We start from the raw sequence: 14543 nt of genomic DNA on the forward strand, positions 1-14543 counted from the left end.
GTTTGACATCCTGGCGGGATTGGAGTTCCTGCGGCGCAGCAAAACGGCTGCTCGCCGACGCTGAAAGTTGTCTGCCATGCTCCTGATCCACGGCATCTGCCCCGAACATGGCGACCGCCTGACCCACCAGACCTTGGGCAGGGACGAGCCGATCCCGGCGGGGTCGGTCTGGATCGATCTGCTCAATCCGACCTCGCCGGAGGACAAGAAGGTCGAGACGCATCTGGGCATTTCGATCCCGACGCGCGAGGAAATGCACGATCTCGAACCATCCGAGATCATCTATACCGAGAACGGCGCGCATTACATGACCGCGCGCATCATCTGCCAGTCTGAAACCAATGTTCCGATCCTGGCGGACGTCACCTTCATCCTGACGGAGACGGCGCTGGTGACGGTTCGCTATGACGAGCCCGGCGCCTTCGGCATCTTCCTCAACCGGGTCGCCAAGCCCGGCGGTTGCGGCGTCCAGCCGGAAGCTGTGATGGAGGGGCTGTTCGAGGCGGTCGTGGACAGGGCGGCCGAGGTGCTGCGCGGGGTCGGCGACAAGATCGATAGCGCCTCGCGCCGCATCTTCGATGGCAAGTCCTCCGATGTGGAGCAGGGCGGCGCCTATCAGGGCGTGATCCGCAAGATCGGCCAATACGAGCACATCATCTCGAACGTCCGCGAGAGCATGGTCTCGGTCGAGCGTGTCCTGCTGTTCCTTTCGGCCAACTACAAGCGGCCCAAGAAGGCGATGAGCGGCTTCTCGCCGGAATGGCGCACCTCGATCCGCGACGTGCAGGCCATCGAGGAGCACGCCACCTTCCTCTCCAACAAGCTGCAGTTCATGCTGAACGCCACGCTCGGCCTCGTCAGCCTCGAGCAGAACAAGATCATCAAGCTGTTCTCGGTCGTCGCCGTTGTGTTGATGCCGCCGACGCTGATCGCCTCGATCTACGGCATGAACTTCAAGGCGATGCCTGAACTCGAATGGCCGTATGGCTATCCGATGGCGCTGGGCATGATGGTGATCTTCGCGATCCTGCCCTACCTGTTCTTCCGCTGGAAAAAATGGCTCTGACGATGTCTGCTCTGACTGCCTCGAAGGCCGGATGAACCAGCCGCAACTGCTTTCGATTCTTCTCGTCGCCGGCATGATGGGCGCGTTCCTGTGGGGGCGCATTCGCTATGACATCGTCGCGATGCTGGCGCTGCTGCTGGCCGTGGCGCTGGGCCTCGTTCCCGCCGCCGATGCGTTCAAGGGCTTCTCGGACGACATTGTCATCATCGTCGGCAGTGCGCTGGTCCTGAGTGCGGCGGTCGCGCGCTCGCGGGTGATCGAGCGGCTGTTCTCGAAGCTTGGCTCCGGCCTCGCCTCGACGCAGCTGCAGGTCACGCTCCTTGTCGTTGTCGTCGCGGTCATGTCCGCCATCATCAAGAACATCGGCGCGCTCGCGATGATGCTGCCGATTGCCTATCAGCTCGCTCGCAAGGGCGGAAAGTCGCCTTCCGTCTTCCTGATGCCGATGGCCTTCGCCTCTCTGCTCGGCGGCATCGTCACATTGGTCGGCACATCGCCCAACGTCATCGTCGCCCGCGTCAGGCAGGAGCTGGGCGGCGAGCCTTTCGGCATGTTCGACTTCACGCCGGTCGGCATCGTTGTGGCGCTGGCCGGCTGCGCCTTCCTGAGCGTGGCTTACCGCCTGCTGCCGAGCGACAGGCGCGGGGCGGTCTCCCTCGATCAGGCGATCGACATCAAGGACTATCTCACCGAAGCCAGCGTTCACGAGAAATCGGCGCTCGCCGGCAAGACCGTGGCCGATCTCAAGACCATCAGTGGCGGCGGGGTCGAGATTGCCTCGATCCTGCGCGACAAGCGCCGTGTCCAGGCTCCTCTGCCCGACGCCGTATTGCGCGTCGGCGACACGTTGCTGCTGAGGGGCGACGCCGCTGTGCTCGAGCGCGTCGTCGCCGAGGGCGGGCTGCACCTGACCGGGAAGGACCGTCCCACCCAGAAGGATGACGCGCTCGATCCCGACCAGATCGCCGAAGCCATCATCGGTCCCGATTCGGTGCTGATTGGCCAATCGGCGGGCGATATGGGCCTCCACGCGCGCTTCGGCGTGAACATGATCGCGATCAGCCGCTCGGGCGAGCGCTTCGGCCAGCGGCTGCGCGACATCAGGCTTAGGGCCGGCGATATCGTCGTCATCCAGGGTGACGAGAAGCTGCTGCCGGAAAAGCTGGGCGAGCTCGGCCTGCTTCCTCTGGCCGACCGGTTGGTGCCGCTCGGCTCGACACGCCGGGTGGTCCTGACCCTGACGATCACTCTGGCGGCAATCATCGCCCTTGCGGCCGGCCTCGCCCCGGTGCCGCTCGTCTTCTTTGCCGCGGCCGTGCTGTTGATCGCATGCCGCTGCCTTCCGTTGCGCGAGGCCTATCAGAGCATCGACGCGCCGATCCTGCTGATGCTGGCCGCGCTCATTCCGGTCAGCGATTCCCTGCGCACGACCGGCACGACCGAACTGTTCGCCGCCTGGCTCGCCACGATCGGCGGTGGCTTGCCGGGATGGGCGGCCGTCTCCCTGATTCTGGTCGCGGCCATGGCGGTGACGCCCTTTCTCAACAATGCCGCGACGGTGCTGGTGATGGCGCCCATCGGCGCCGGCTTCGCCACGAAGCTCGGCTACAATCCCGATGCTTTCCTGATGGCGGTCGCGATCGGCGCAGCCTGCGATTTCCTGACGCCCATCGGGCACCAGTGCAACACGCTGGTGATGGGACCCGGCGGTTATCGTTTCAGCGATTATGCAAGGCTCGGAGCGCCGCTCTCACTGCTGGTGCTGCTGCTTGCCGTGCCGATGATCCTGCTGGTCTGGCCGCTGCGCTGACGGGTTTGCGCTCGCAAAAGCCGGTACCAGTTACAGCCAGCCGTTCTTCTTGAACCGCCAGTATAGCACGGTGCAGGACGTCACGATTACGGCCAACACGGTATAATAGCCGAAGTGGAGTTCGAGCTCCGGCATGTTCTTGAAATTCATGCCGTAAATGCCGGCGACAGCGGTCGGGACCGCCAGGATGGCGGCCCATGACGCCAGCCGCTTGGTGATCGCATTCTCCTGGCCCTGGCCGACCAAGAGGCTCGCTTCGAAGGCGAAGGCCAGCACTTCGCGCAGGCTGTCGATCTTCTCCTGCACGGTGCGGACATGGTCGGTGACGTCGCGGAACATCGGCGCCAGCGTCGGCCGCACCTGCGGTACGGTGCCGTTGGTCAGCCGCTGGCAGACATCGACAAGCGGCGCGATGGCGTTGCGCAGGCGCAGCAGATCACGCCTGAGCATATAGAGCCGTTCGATGTCGGCGCGCGCCATCGGTCTGGCGAGAACCATGTCCTCGATCTCTTCGACCTCTTCGTGGATGGCCTCGAGCACCGGCATGTAGTTGTCGACGATGAAATCGAGGATCGCGTAGAGGATGAAGTCCTCGCCCTTCGCCAGCGACGTCGGACAGGTCTCCCAGTGCTGCCGCACCGATGTGTACGAGGTCGAGGCACCGTGGCGCACACTGACGATGTAGCCGCGGCCGACGAAGATATGCGTCTCGCCGAAGGCAATCCGGCTCTCGATCAATTGGGCTGTGCGCGCCACCACGAACAGGGCATCGCCATATTGCTCGAGCTTGGGGCGCTGATGAGCATTGGTCGCGTCTTCGACGGCGAGCGGGTGCAGGTTGAACTGCTGCTGCACGCATTTGAGCAAAGCAGGGTCCGGCTCCAGGAGCCCGATCCAGACGACATGGCCGTCCTTCCGCGCCCAGTCGCCGGCTTCCTCCACCGGGATATCGGCGATGCGGACGCCATGGGCATAGACGCTGGAGGCGACGACGCCGGCTGCATGCAGATGGCCCTGCTCGGCGACAGCATCGCGCGGCCGCTGTTCCGGAGCCGCCGAAGCGGCGAACCTGACATTCGAGACTGCCATGCGACCACCTCGTCGATCGCGGGATCACCAAAGGGCAGGCTAGAACTGTTGCGGCTCCGTGGAAATCACTTTTCCGGCAAAATGATCTCGTCGATGGCGAGCGCTTCCGCCCTCTACGCCAGCACCCCTGCCATCACGGCCTTCAGCCCGTTATCGCCGCGCTCCAGCCAGCCCGGCACGGGCAGGTCCTTCGAGCGCAGGAATTCCGGGTTGAACAGCTTCGACTGGTATCGCGTGCCGTAGTCGCAGAGCACGGTCACGATGGTGTGGCCGGGACCCATCTCCTGCGCCAGCCTGATCGCGCCGGCGACATTGATGCCTGAGGAGCCGCCCAGGCATAAGCCTTCATGCTCCAGCAGGTCGAAGACGATCTGCACGGCTTCCGCGTCGGGAATCTGGAAGGACACGTCGATCGGCGCGTCTTCGAGGTTTTTGGTGATGCGGCCCTGGCCGATGCCCTCGGTGATCGAGGAGCCCTCCGACTTGAGCACGCCGGTGGTGTAGAAGGAATGCAGCGCGGCGCCCAACGGGTCGGCCAGGCCGATCCGGACGGCCGGGTTCCTGGACTTGAGCGCGATCCCGACGCCGGCCAGCGTTCCGCCTGAGCCGACCGCGCAGATGAAGCCGTCGACCTTGCCGTCCGTCTGCGCCCAGATCTCGGGGCCGGTCGTGTCGATATGGCCCTGGCGGTTGGCGACATTGTCGAACTGGTTGGCCCAGATCGCGCCATTGGGCTCGGTCTTCGCCAGTTCCTCGGCAAGGCGCCCGGAAACCTTCACATAATTGTTGGGATTGGCGTAGCCGACGGCGGGGACCTCGACCAGGGTCGCTCCAGCCAGCCGCAGCATATCTTTCTTTTCCTGGCTCTGCGTCTCCGGAATGACGATCACTGAACGGTATCCCAGCGCATTGCCGACGAGCGCGATGCCGATGCCGGTATTGCCGGCCGTGCCCTCGACGATGACGCCGCCGGGTTTCAGCGATCCACGCGTCTCGGCGTCGCGGATGATGGCAAGCGCGGCGCGGTCCTTGACCGACTGGCCGGGGTTCATGAACTCGGCCTTGCCGAGAATGGTGCAGCCGGTCGCCTGCGAGGCGCGCTTCAGCTTGATCAGGGGCGTGTTGCCGATGGCCTCGATGACACCGTCGCGGATCGTCATGTTGAAATTTCCCTGTTTGGCCTCAACCTGATAGGCGAAAGGCCCGAACAGGTCACCAGCAAGTCGACATGCAACCCCACGCCAAGATGACATCCGCCGACGAAAACCCTGCCGGAGGCGATGTGCCGGGGACAATGCTCGCCATGAACGAGACACTCACCATCGCGCGTCTCGGCGCGCGCGGCGATGGCATCGCCGAGACGCCCACCGGCCAGGTCTTCGTGCCCTACACGTTGCCCGGCGAAACCGTGCGCGTGGTGCGCGACGGGGAACGCGGCCAGCTGGTCGAGATCATCGCGCCCGCACAGTCGCGGATCGCCGCGATCTGTCCGCTCTTCACCCGTTGCGGCGGCTGCGCAGCCCAGCATATGGCGCCGGGCCTCTACAGCGAGTGGAAACGCCAGCAGGTCGTAACCGCGCTCGGGCGTGCAGGGATCGAGGCGCCGGTCGCCGAGATCGTCGATGCGCATGGCGCCGGCCGCAGGCGCGTCACTTTCCATGCCCGCCGCGAGGGCATCGGCATGCTCGTCGGCTTCATGCAGGCGCGCAGCCATGATCTGATAGCCGTCGAGGCCTGCCCGGTCCTGGCGCCCGGTCTGGTGCGGGCTCCTGCGGTGGCGCAATTGCTGGCCAACCGTCTCGGCGGCTCCAACAAGCCGCTCGATCTCCAGATCACTGCCTCCGATGGTGGCCTTGATGTGGACATTCGCGGCCACGGCCCGGCCGGCGACAAGCTGAGGCTCTCGCTGACGGAAGCGGCCGAGCGGCTCGACCTTGCGCGGCTGGCAATGCATGGCGAGATCATCGTCGAGCGCCGCCCGCCGCTCCAGCGCATGGGCAAGGCGTCGGTCGCGCCTGCCTCCGGCGGTTTCCTGCAGGCGACCGTGACCGGCGAGGAGACGATCGCCGCGCTGGTGCTGGCAGCCCTGCCGAAGGCGAAGCATGTCGCGGACCTGTTCGCCGGCTGCGGTCCCTTCAGCTTCCGCCTGGCCGAGCGGATGAAGGTCCTGGCGGTCGAGAGCGACAAGGCCGCCATTCTGGCGCTGACCCGCGCGGCCGGCGCGACGCAAGGGCTGAAACCGATCGCCGCGGAGGTCCGCGACCTTTTCCGGCGCCCCTTGCTGGAGCATGAGCTGAATGGCTTCGACGCCGTCGTGCTCGATCCGCCGCGCGCCGGCGCCGAGGCGCAGGCGAAGCGTCTGGCCGCCTCGAAGCTGGGCACGGTCGTCTATGTCTCCTGCGATGCCGGCACCTTCGCGCGCGACGCTGCGATCCTGATCGCGGGCGGTTATGCGCTGGAAGGCGTCACGCCTGTCGATCAGTTCCGCTATTCCGCTCATATCGAACTGGTCGGCGTGTTCAGGCGGCCCAAGAAGTACTGAAGCGCCAGTACTGAAGCGCCAGTACTGAAGCGGCGAAGTCCAAATATTCAAGTCGGAGACATTATGAGCTCATCCATTCTGGACGGAATGGCCGGCATCGTCGGCGCGAAGAACGTGATCGTCGACCCCGACGCCATGGTGCCCTACCTCAGGGAATGGCGGGATCTGTTTCGCGGCAAGGCGCAGGCCATTGTTCGGCCTGGCTCGACGGCGGAGGTCGCGGCGCTGGTCAAACTCGCCGCAGAGACCGGCACGACCCTGGTGCCGCAGGGCGGCAATACCGGCCTGGTCGGCGGGCAGATTCCCGTCGCCGATGGCCGGGAGATCATTCTTTCGCTGCAGCGGCTCGACAAGGTCCGCGCCGTCGATGTCGAGGGCGACACCATGATCGTCGAGGCCGGCGTGACGCTCCAGCGGGCTCAGGACGCGGCCGAAGCCGCCGGCCGCCTCTTCCCGCTTTCGCTCGCATCTGAAGGCAGCTGCACCATCGGCGGCAATCTCTCGACCAATGCGGGCGGCACCGCGGTGCTCGCCTATGGCAATGCGCGCGAGCTCTGCATGGGGCTCGAGGTCGTGTTGGCCGATGGCCGGATCTGGAACGGCCTGAAGCAGCTGCGCAAGGACAATACCGGCTACGATCTGAAGAACCTCTTCATCGGCGCCGAGGGCACGCTGGGCATCATCACGGCCGCCGTGCTGAAGCTGTTCCCGCTGCCCGCCGCGCGTGCCACCGCATTCCTGGCCGTGCCCGGCCCGGAAGAAGCGCTGGCCCTGCTCAACGCAGCCAAGGCTGGCGCAGGCGGCACGCTGACGACCTTCGAGCTGATGCCGCGCATCGGCCTCGACTTCGTGCTGCGCCATGCCTCGGGCACGCGCGATCCGCTGTCCGAGCCCTCGCCCTGGTATGTGCTGATGGAAGTCTCGGCGCAGTCGGCGGCCGGTCTCGACGAGGCCGTCGAGACCTTCCTGGGCGAGGCGCTGGAGAACGGCCTCGTCACCGATGCGGCGCTCGCGAGCTCGCTCAATCAGCGCGCCGATTTCTGGAAACTGCGCGAGATGCTGTCGGAAGTGCAGACCTATGAGGGTGGTTCGATCAAGCACGACGTCTCCGTGCCGCTGCATGCGACGCCGGAATTCCTGGCGCGCGCGATCGCCACGGTCGAGCAGATGGTACCGGGTTGCCGTCCGATACCCTTCGGGCATCTTGGCGACGGCAACATCCACTTCAACGTCAGTCAGCCGGTCGGCAGCGACAAGGCGGCCTTCCTCGCGCGCTGGGAAGAGATGAACCACGCGGTGCACGCCATCGTCAGCGAGATGCATGGTTCGATCTCGGCCGAGCACGGCATCGGCCGGCTCAAGCGCTATCTGCTGCCGGGCGTGAAGGACCCCGTCGAGCTCGACCTGATGCGCACACTGAAGGCAACGCTCGATCCCAAGGGCATCCTGAACCCCGGCGCCGTGCTCTAAACCGCGGGAGACGGCTGTTTATGCTCTTAAACATGCCGTCATCCTGGACCAGCGGCAAAGCCGCGCAGCTCCGGGATCCATCGTAGAGCGCCGATTCTGGCAATGACTTGGCCCTGTGATGGATCCTGGGTCTCCGCTTCGCTGCGCCCAGGATGACGGTGTGGTTGAGAGCCAAGGCCGCGTGATCAGATTGTGAGGGCCACAACGTGTTCGTCTTGGAACAAGCGTCGGAAGCTGACTTCGACAGACTATTCGATCTCAGGATTCTCGCGATGCGCGAGAGCCTCGAGCGGATCGGGCGCTTCGACAGGCAGCGCGCTTATGATCGCTTCCGCAGCACGTTCCGGCCGGAACACACAAGGCTCATCACCGTCGGCGGAGCCTTGGCGGGCTGCGTGGCTCTGGGGATGTCAGAAGACGGCCTGCTGCTCGAGCATTTCTACATTCTTCCTGAGCAGCAGGGCAGGGGCCTTGGGCAAGCCGTCCTGCGGCAGGTGCTGCAGGAGGCTGACGCAGCAGCCCTGCCGGTTCGCCTCAGCGTTCTCCAGAAGAGCGAAGCGGGCCGCTTCTATGCCCGCCAGGGTTTCACCATGACCGGGCAGGATGAGTGGGACGTCTATTATGAGCGCCGGCCTCAGGGCATCGCGACGTAGCCATCCCGCCGCGGATCGGCTGCGCCCGTGAACGCCCCTGTCGCCGGGTTGACGGAGACCGCCTGCATGCCGCCCGTCTTCATCGTCCAGCCGGTGTCGAAGACTTCGATCTCGTGCCCGCGCCGGCGCAGCTCGTCGATCGTCGCCGCCGGGATGCGGTTCTCGATATGCACCGACCGCCCGTCCCAGAGCCTGGCTCGGGGGGCCTCGATCGCCTGCTGCAGGGGCTGGCCGAAATCGAGATACTGGACCATGGCCTGCACCTGCGTCTGCAGGATGCCGTAGCTCCCGGGCGTGCCCAGCGCGAGGACAGGCACCCCATCACGCGTCGAAATGCTCGGCGCCATGCAGATCGGCAGCGCCGAGCCCGGCTGCGAGCGGTTGGGGCTGCCGGGCTGGACATCCGCCCAGTACAGGAAGTTGTTGAGGCAGACCCCGGTGCCGGGAACCACCACGCCGCTGCCGAAAGGGCTGCCCAGGCTCTGGGTCACACAGATCAGGTTGCCCTCGCGATCCGCGATCGAGAAGGATGTCGTATGGCCGGGGTCCTCGCCGGCCCGCGGCATCCATTGCTCAGTCGGCCCGGTAATCGGCTGGCCGTCATGGAGACGGGTACGCAAGGCCTCGACCCTGGCGTCCGACAAGATCTCCGCGAGCAGGTCGGGAGCCGGATCGTTATGGGCGATGCGCACGCCGGCCGACAGGCGGATGGCGCGGTAGAGCAGGTCGAGATGCTCGGCGCCGTTACGCGCCAATCCGGACAGGTCGACACCGTCGAGAATGCGCAGCGCCAGCAGGAACTGGAAGCCTTCGCAGGGTGGCGACGGCACGTGAACCTTGAGCCCCCGATAGCTCACTGCCAGCGGCTCGCGCCAGACCGGCGCGGCCTTGGCGAGGTCCGCCATGGTCAGGCTGCCGCCGAGGCTTGCCAGATGCGCTACGATCTGCTCCCCCAACTTGCCGCGATAGAGGTGGTCGGGGCCTTCGCTCGCAATGGCCTGAAACGTCCGGGCGAGATCGGGCTGGCGCAGGATCGAGCCCACCTCGACGCGCGCGCCATCGGGCAAATAGTTGCGCGCCCAGTTCTCATGCAAAGCAGGATAGGTCGTCCTTAAAGGAAGGTGCTCGTTGAATTCGAGCGCGCCGAACTCGGCGATCGGGAAACCGTCCTGCGCCAGCGCGATAGCAGGAGCGAAAATGTTCGCGAGCGACGTCCGGCCATAGGTGCCGGCCAGTTCGCACCAGCCGGCGAGGTTGCCGGGCGTCGCGACCGGCAGCGCGCCGCGCTCAAGTTCGGCACGCTCCTTGAAACGCTCCGCCGGAAAGCTGGCGGGAATAGCTGGCACGAAGTCGAGAACGCGGATTCGGGCCTCCTTGGCGACCCACATCGTCGCCAGCCCCAGACCGGCAAGGCCCGACATGAACGGCTCGACCACATTCAATGCCGCCGCTGTCGCCGCTGCCGCGTCGAAGGCATTGCCACCATTGGCCAGAATCCGTGCGCCGGCCTGCGCCGCCAGCGGATGGGCCGCGGCGACCATGCCGTGGCGGGAACTCGTCGTCGGGCGGCCACCAAGCATGCGTTCTCTCCCCGTTGTTTGCGCCAGCATGCCCTAGAAGAGGCTGCCCTGGTCATCCGTTTTCGGCATGCGGGCCGGGCGTTTGCGGGGAGGGGTCTCGGCACGCGGCTCGTTCGCCGACACCGGAGGAACGGCGGCAGGATCGAACGGGGCTTGCACCTCTGGCCCGTCATTGGCCACCTTGTTCACCGCAGGGCCGATCCTGACCATCTCCAGCAGATCGTCCGGCGGCGGCCTGAGCATGGCGCCGGCATCGCGCGGCTCGGTCATGGGGTCGAGCCAGGCGTCGAAATCCCTGGGATCGATGATCACCGGACAGCGATCATGGATCGCGGCCATAAGCCCGTTCGCCGGGCCGTTGACCAGCGCGACGGTGTCGATTTCCGAACCGTCGGGCGAATGCCAGGTCTCCCACAGGGCGGCAAAAGCAAAGACGCCGCGGTCGGGGCGTCGGAACAGATAGGCGTTGTTCTGGCCTTGCCGGCCCTGGCTCACGCGGTGCCACTCGTAGAAGGCGTCCGCCGGCATCAGGCCGCGCCGACGCACGAGCGCGGCCCGGAACGATGGCTTCTCGCTTGCGCTCTCGCCACGGATGTTGAGGACGAGCGGAAAGGATTTCACGTCCTTGACCCAGCCGGGAATGAAGCCCCAGCGCATCAGGATGAACTGTCGCGCGCCTTCATGCAGGCGCACCACGGGTACGGGCTGCGTCGGCGCGATGTTGTAGCGCGGCGGGAAATTAGGCTGCTCGCGATAGGCGAAAACCTCGCGCATCGCCTCGGGCGGCAGGGTGATGGCGTAGCGTCCGCACATAGGTGCAGATGTGGCGAGACGAGCGGTCCGGATCAACACTTTATTTGGGTTTGGGCCAGCATAGTCGCGCCGGTTTGGGGCTCATGATGACCGTCTCCGCGACGAAATCGCTGGCTGACATGGCGGATATGGCGGACGGCTGGGCAGGCGCGTCGCAGGCTCCCCGACTCTCGACCGATTTCCTCAATCGCTACAGCGAAGCGCTGATGCTGCTGGAACTGGCGCTCGTCGACGAATCGATTCTCGACGATCTCAGGGCCTGGCGAAGCGTCGGCTATCGCGCGCATTTTGAAACCTCGCAATTGCGCTGCGCCCCCTCGGCGCTGGCGGCTTACGAGCGCATCGACCCTGCGCGCCGCGCCGCATTCGAGGAACTGTGCTGTGCGATGACCCGGCTGGTCACGACGGTGACCGCGCTGCTCCTCGACGCGCCGGCCAATCTGGACCTGACCTCCATTGTCGATGTCGCCAGCGAAGCCCTGCGCAAGCTGATCGGCCGTGCCACGCGTTTCATCAACGCCAATGGCAGCGTCGATGTCGGCACATTCGAGGATCATCACATCCAGGACGAGATCGACGCGCTGCTTGCCGGCTAGAGCGTGCTGATTTCACTCGGAAACATGCCGTCGTCCCGGGCTTGACCCGGGATCCATTCCGGAGCGCTTGCGATCGATGTTCAGGCATGGATCCCGGGTCTCCGCTACGCTGCGCCCGGGATGACCCGCGTTTCCACGAAAATGCAGCACGCTCTAGGCAGGGCTCAGGCCGCGCGCCGCCCCCACGAGAAACTCGCGATTGCCGTCTCCGCCCTCGATCGGGGAGGGGGTCGGCCCTTCCACGGAAAAGCCGAGTTCGCCCAGCAGCGCCACGATATCGGCGCAGACGCTGGCATGGATGGCTTCGTCCCTGACGATACCCTTCTTCAAGGCGGCGCGGCCGGCCTCGAATTGCGGCTTGATCAGAGCCGCCAGCAGGGCGGTCGGCGCGAGCAGCGCCGCAACAGTCGGCAGGACGAGCTTCAGCGAGATGAAGCTGACATCGATCGCCGCCAGCGTCGGCGGCTCCGGCAGGTCGTCCGGCGTCAGAGTCCTGATGTCCTGCGCCTCCAGGCTCAGCACGCGCGGGTCGCCGCGCAGCGAGGCGTGCAGCTGGTCGCGCCCGACATCGACCGCCACCACCTGCCTTGCGCCGCGCTTGAGCAGCAGGTCGGTGAAGCCGCCGGTCGAGGCGCCGACATCGAGACAGACGCGCCCCATGGCATCGAAGCCGAAGACATCGAGCGCCGAGGCGAGTTTGAGGCCGCCGCGCGAGACGTAAGGATGCGGAGCCTCAGCCGTCAATTCGGCATCTTGCGCCACCATCTCCGAAGCCTTGCGGACCGGCGCGCCATTGGCGGTGACGAGCCCCGCTGCGATCGCGGCCTGCGCGCGGGACCGGCTCTCGAAGAAGCCGCGCTCGACGAGCAACTGGTCGGCCCGGCTTTTCATGTCGTACCCCGGCGGCCTCGCGCGTCAGGCAAGCTTGATGGCGGCCGGCGCCCCGAGCGCGCCTTCGACCGTGCGCACGATGCCGGCGGCATCGAGACCGGCCTGCGCATACATGGCGTCGGGCTTGTCATGCTCCTGGAAGACGTCCGGCAGTGTCAGCGTCCTGATCTTCAGGCCGCCATCGAGCAGTCCGGTGCGAGCGAGCAGATGCAGCACATGGGCGCCGAAGCCACCGGTCGAGCCTTCCTCGACCGTGATAAGAATCTCGTGTTCCCGCGCCAGCCGCAGGATCAGCGCCTCGTCGAGCGGTTTGGCGAAACGCGCATCGGCCACAGTGGTCGAGAGACCGCGCTGGCCCAGAAGCTCTGCCGCTGCCATGCATTCGGCAAGGCGCGTGCCCAGCGAGAGCAGCGCGACGCGCGTACCCTCGCGCACGATGCGGCCCCGGCCGATTTCCAGGGGAATGCCGACATCGGGGAGCTCGATGCCCACGCCTTCGCTGCGCGGATAGCGGAACGCGATCGGCCCGTCGTCATAAGCCGCGGCCGTCGCGACCATATGGGTCAGTTCGGCTTCATCGGCCGCGGCCATCACCACCATGTCGGGCAGGCAAGTGAGATAGGCGATGTCGAAGGCGCCCGCATGCGTCGCTCCATCGGCTCCGACAAGGCCTGCGCGGTCGAGCGCGAAACGAACCGGCAGCTTCTGAATGGCGACGTCGTGCACGACCTGATCATAGGCGCGCTGCAGGAAGGTCGAGTAGATCGCGCAGAACGGCTTGTAGCCCTCGGTGGCCAGCCCCGCCGCGAAGGTCACGGCATGCTGCTCGGCAATGCCGACATCGAAGGTGCGGCCCGGAAACTCCTGGCCGAAGGCATCGAGCCCGGTGCCTGACGGCATCGCCGCCGTCACCGCGACGATCTTATCGTCCTCGCGTGCGGCCTTGATCAGCGCGTTCGCGAAGACCTTGGTGTAGCTCGGCGCGTTCGCCGGTGCCTTGGCCTGCTGGCCGGTCACGGGATCGAACTTGACCACGGCATGGTGCTTGTCGGCGCTGGCTTCGGCGGGCGCATAGCCTTTGCCCTTCTGCGTCACGACATGGACCAGGATCGGCCCATTGCCGGCATCGCGGACATTGCGCAGCACGGGCAGCAGATGGTCGAGATTATGGCCGTCGATCGGCCCGACATAGTAGAAGCCGAGCTCCTCGAACAGCGTGCCGCCGGTCCAGAACCCGCGCGCATATTCTTCGGTGCGCCTGGCCTTGTCGTGGAAGAAGCGCGGCAGCCGCTCGGCCAGGCTCTTGGCGACCTCGCGGATCGAGCGGTAGGTCCGGCCCGAGACGAGCCTTGCCAGATAGGCCGACATCGCCCCCACAGGCGGCGCGATCGACATGTCGTTGTCGTTGAGGATGACGACGAGGCGCGAGCCAAGCGCGCCGGCATTGTTCATCGCCTCATAGGCCATGCCGGCCGACATCGAGCCGTCGCCGATGACCGCCACGACATTGCCCGCCCTGCCGGCGAGATCTCGCCCGACAGCCATGCCGAGCCCCGCCGAGATCGAGGTCGAGGAATGCGCCGCGCCGAACGGGTCGTATTCGCTCTCCGAACGCCGGGTGAAGCCGGAAAGCCCGCCCGGCTGGCGCAAGGTGCGGATGCGCTCGCGCCGCCCGGTCAGGATCTTGTGCGGATAGGCCTGGTGGCCGACATCCCAGATCAGCCGGTCGCGTGGCGTATCGAAGACATGGTGCAAGGCGACGGTGAGCTCGACCACGCCGAGCCCGGCGCCGAGATGCCCGCCCGTGACCGAGACCGCGTCGATCGTCTCGAGACGCAATTCGTCGGCGAGCTGGCGCAGCTGCGCGTCGCCCAGCGCCCGCAGGTCGGAGGGGTGGTGAATCGTATCGAGGAGGGGTGTGTGGGGACGTGGCACGAAACGGGCCTGATCTCGTTTTGAAAAGCTGTCGCTGGAATAGTGCCTAAGGGCCAAGCTGGCAAACCCGCCAAGCGATGCAAGCCTATTACGGGATG

At 66.0% G+C, this 14543-nt stretch carries 12 protein-coding genes; 6 read left to right on the plus strand and 6 right to left on the minus strand.

The features are described from left to right. The first annotated feature begins 76 nt into the window (after nucleotides 1-76). Together C4S73_RS03535 and C4S73_RS03540 are read left to right on the plus strand one after the other, a co-directional pair. Nucleotides 77-1066, plus strand: a complete 990-nt coding sequence (locus tag C4S73_RS03535) for a magnesium transporter CorA family protein (protein WP_103871043.1) — start codon at nucleotides 77-79, stop codon at nucleotides 1064-1066. Nucleotides 1067-1097: 31 nt separating this feature from the next. Then, complete coding sequence (locus C4S73_RS03540; RefSeq protein WP_103871044.1) at nucleotides 1098-2876, plus strand: SLC13 family permease; 1779 nt, start codon at nucleotides 1098-1100, stop codon at nucleotides 2874-2876. Nucleotides 2877-2906: 30 nt separating this feature from the next. On the opposite strand, the gene corA is transcribed toward C4S73_RS03540, so the two are convergent. Both corA and C4S73_RS03550 read right to left on the minus strand, forming a co-directional pair. Further along, nucleotides 2907-3965: a magnesium/cobalt transporter CorA gene (corA, locus tag C4S73_RS03545; RefSeq protein WP_103871045.1), complete on the minus strand. Its 1059-nt coding sequence runs from the start codon at nucleotides 3963-3965 to the stop codon at nucleotides 2907-2909. Nucleotides 3966-4078: 113 nt separating this feature from the next. After that, nucleotides 4079-5125 (minus strand): cysteine synthase A, encoded by a 1047-nt coding sequence (locus C4S73_RS03550; RefSeq protein ID WP_103871046.1) that lies wholly within the window; start codon nucleotides 5123-5125, stop codon nucleotides 4079-4081. A 143-nt stretch (nucleotides 5126-5268) separates the two neighbouring features. On the opposite strand from C4S73_RS03550, the gene C4S73_RS03555 reads away from it, so the two are divergent. The 3 genes from C4S73_RS03555 to C4S73_RS03565 all read left to right on the plus strand — a co-directional run bounded on the left by C4S73_RS03555 (nucleotide 5269) and on the right by C4S73_RS03565 (nucleotide 8630). After that, nucleotides 5269-6507, plus strand: a complete 1239-nt coding sequence (locus C4S73_RS03555) for a class I SAM-dependent RNA methyltransferase (protein WP_103871278.1) — start codon at nucleotides 5269-5271, stop codon at nucleotides 6505-6507. A gap of 63 nt (nucleotides 6508-6570) precedes the next feature. Further along, on the plus strand, nucleotides 6571-7977 hold the full coding sequence (locus C4S73_RS03560; RefSeq protein ID WP_103871047.1) for an FAD-binding oxidoreductase: 1407 nt from the start codon (nucleotides 6571-6573) through the stop codon (nucleotides 7975-7977). A gap of 272 nt (nucleotides 7978-8249) precedes the next feature. Further along, entirely contained in the window at nucleotides 8250-8630 is a 381-nt protein-coding gene (locus C4S73_RS03565) for a GNAT family N-acetyltransferase (protein WP_103871279.1), read from the plus strand. On the opposite strand, the gene C4S73_RS03570 is transcribed toward C4S73_RS03565, so the two are convergent. After that, nucleotides 8612-10210, minus strand: coding sequence for a gamma-glutamyltransferase family protein (locus C4S73_RS03570; RefSeq protein ID WP_103871048.1), 1599 nt, complete (start codon nucleotides 10208-10210; stop codon nucleotides 8612-8614). The genes C4S73_RS03565 and C4S73_RS03570 overlap by 19 nt on opposite strands. A gap of 33 nt (nucleotides 10211-10243) precedes the next feature. Then, on the minus strand, nucleotides 10244-11023 hold the full coding sequence (locus C4S73_RS03575; RefSeq protein WP_103871049.1) for an SOS response-associated peptidase: 780 nt from the start codon (nucleotides 11021-11023) through the stop codon (nucleotides 10244-10246). 86 nt (nucleotides 11024-11109) lie between these two features. On the opposite strand from C4S73_RS03575, the gene C4S73_RS03580 reads away from it, so the two are divergent. Further along, on the plus strand, nucleotides 11110-11619 hold the full coding sequence (locus C4S73_RS03580) for a hypothetical protein (protein ID WP_146071267.1): 510 nt from the start codon (nucleotides 11110-11112) through the stop codon (nucleotides 11617-11619). Between the two features lie 153 nt (nucleotides 11620-11772). On the opposite strand, the gene C4S73_RS03585 is transcribed toward C4S73_RS03580, so the two are convergent. Next, nucleotides 11773-12510, minus strand: a complete 738-nt coding sequence (locus C4S73_RS03585) for a TlyA family RNA methyltransferase (RefSeq protein WP_103871051.1) — start codon at nucleotides 12508-12510, stop codon at nucleotides 11773-11775. A 24-nt stretch (nucleotides 12511-12534) separates the two neighbouring features. After that, nucleotides 12535-14445, minus strand: a complete 1911-nt coding sequence (gene dxs, locus C4S73_RS03590) for a 1-deoxy-D-xylulose-5-phosphate synthase (protein ID WP_103871052.1) — start codon at nucleotides 14443-14445, stop codon at nucleotides 12535-12537. Between the last annotated feature and the right edge of the window lie 98 nt (nucleotides 14446-14543).

The sequence above is a fragment of the Allobosea lathyri genome, assembly GCF_900108245.1.
Classification (GTDB): Bacteria; Pseudomonadota; Alphaproteobacteria; order Rhizobiales; family Beijerinckiaceae; genus Allobosea; species Allobosea lathyri.

Bases quoted from the DNA above. Each gene is read 5' to 3' on its own strand.
- C4S73_RS03535 (WP_103871043.1), top strand. From the start codon at position 77: ATGCTCCTGATCCACGGCATCTGCCCCGAACATGGCGACCGCCTGACC.
- C4S73_RS03540 (WP_103871044.1), top strand. From the start codon at position 1,098: ATGAACCAGCCGCAACTGCTTTCGATTCTTCTCGTCGCCGGCATGATG.
- corA (WP_103871045.1), bottom strand. From the start codon at position 3,965: ATGGCAGTCTCGAATGTCAGGTTCGCCGCTTCGGCGGCTCCGGAACAG.
- C4S73_RS03550 (WP_103871046.1), bottom strand. From the start codon at position 5,125: ATGACGATCCGCGACGGTGTCATCGAGGCCATCGGCAACACGCCCCTG.
- C4S73_RS03555 (WP_103871278.1), top strand. From the start codon at position 5,269: ATGAACGAGACACTCACCATCGCGCGTCTCGGCGCGCGCGGCGATGGC.
- C4S73_RS03560 (WP_103871047.1), top strand. From the start codon at position 6,571: ATGAGCTCATCCATTCTGGACGGAATGGCCGGCATCGTCGGCGCGAAG.
- C4S73_RS03565 (WP_103871279.1), top strand. From the start codon at position 8,250: ATGCGCGAGAGCCTCGAGCGGATCGGGCGCTTCGACAGGCAGCGCGCT.
- C4S73_RS03570 (WP_103871048.1), bottom strand. From the start codon at position 10,210: ATGCTTGGTGGCCGCCCGACGACGAGTTCCCGCCACGGCATGGTCGCC.
- C4S73_RS03575 (WP_103871049.1), bottom strand. From the start codon at position 11,023: ATGTGCGGACGCTACGCCATCACCCTGCCGCCCGAGGCGATGCGCGAG.
- C4S73_RS03580 (WP_146071267.1), top strand. From the start codon at position 11,110: ATGACCGTCTCCGCGACGAAATCGCTGGCTGACATGGCGGATATGGCG.
- C4S73_RS03585 (WP_103871051.1), bottom strand. From the start codon at position 12,510: ATGAAAAGCCGGGCCGACCAGTTGCTCGTCGAGCGCGGCTTCTTCGAG.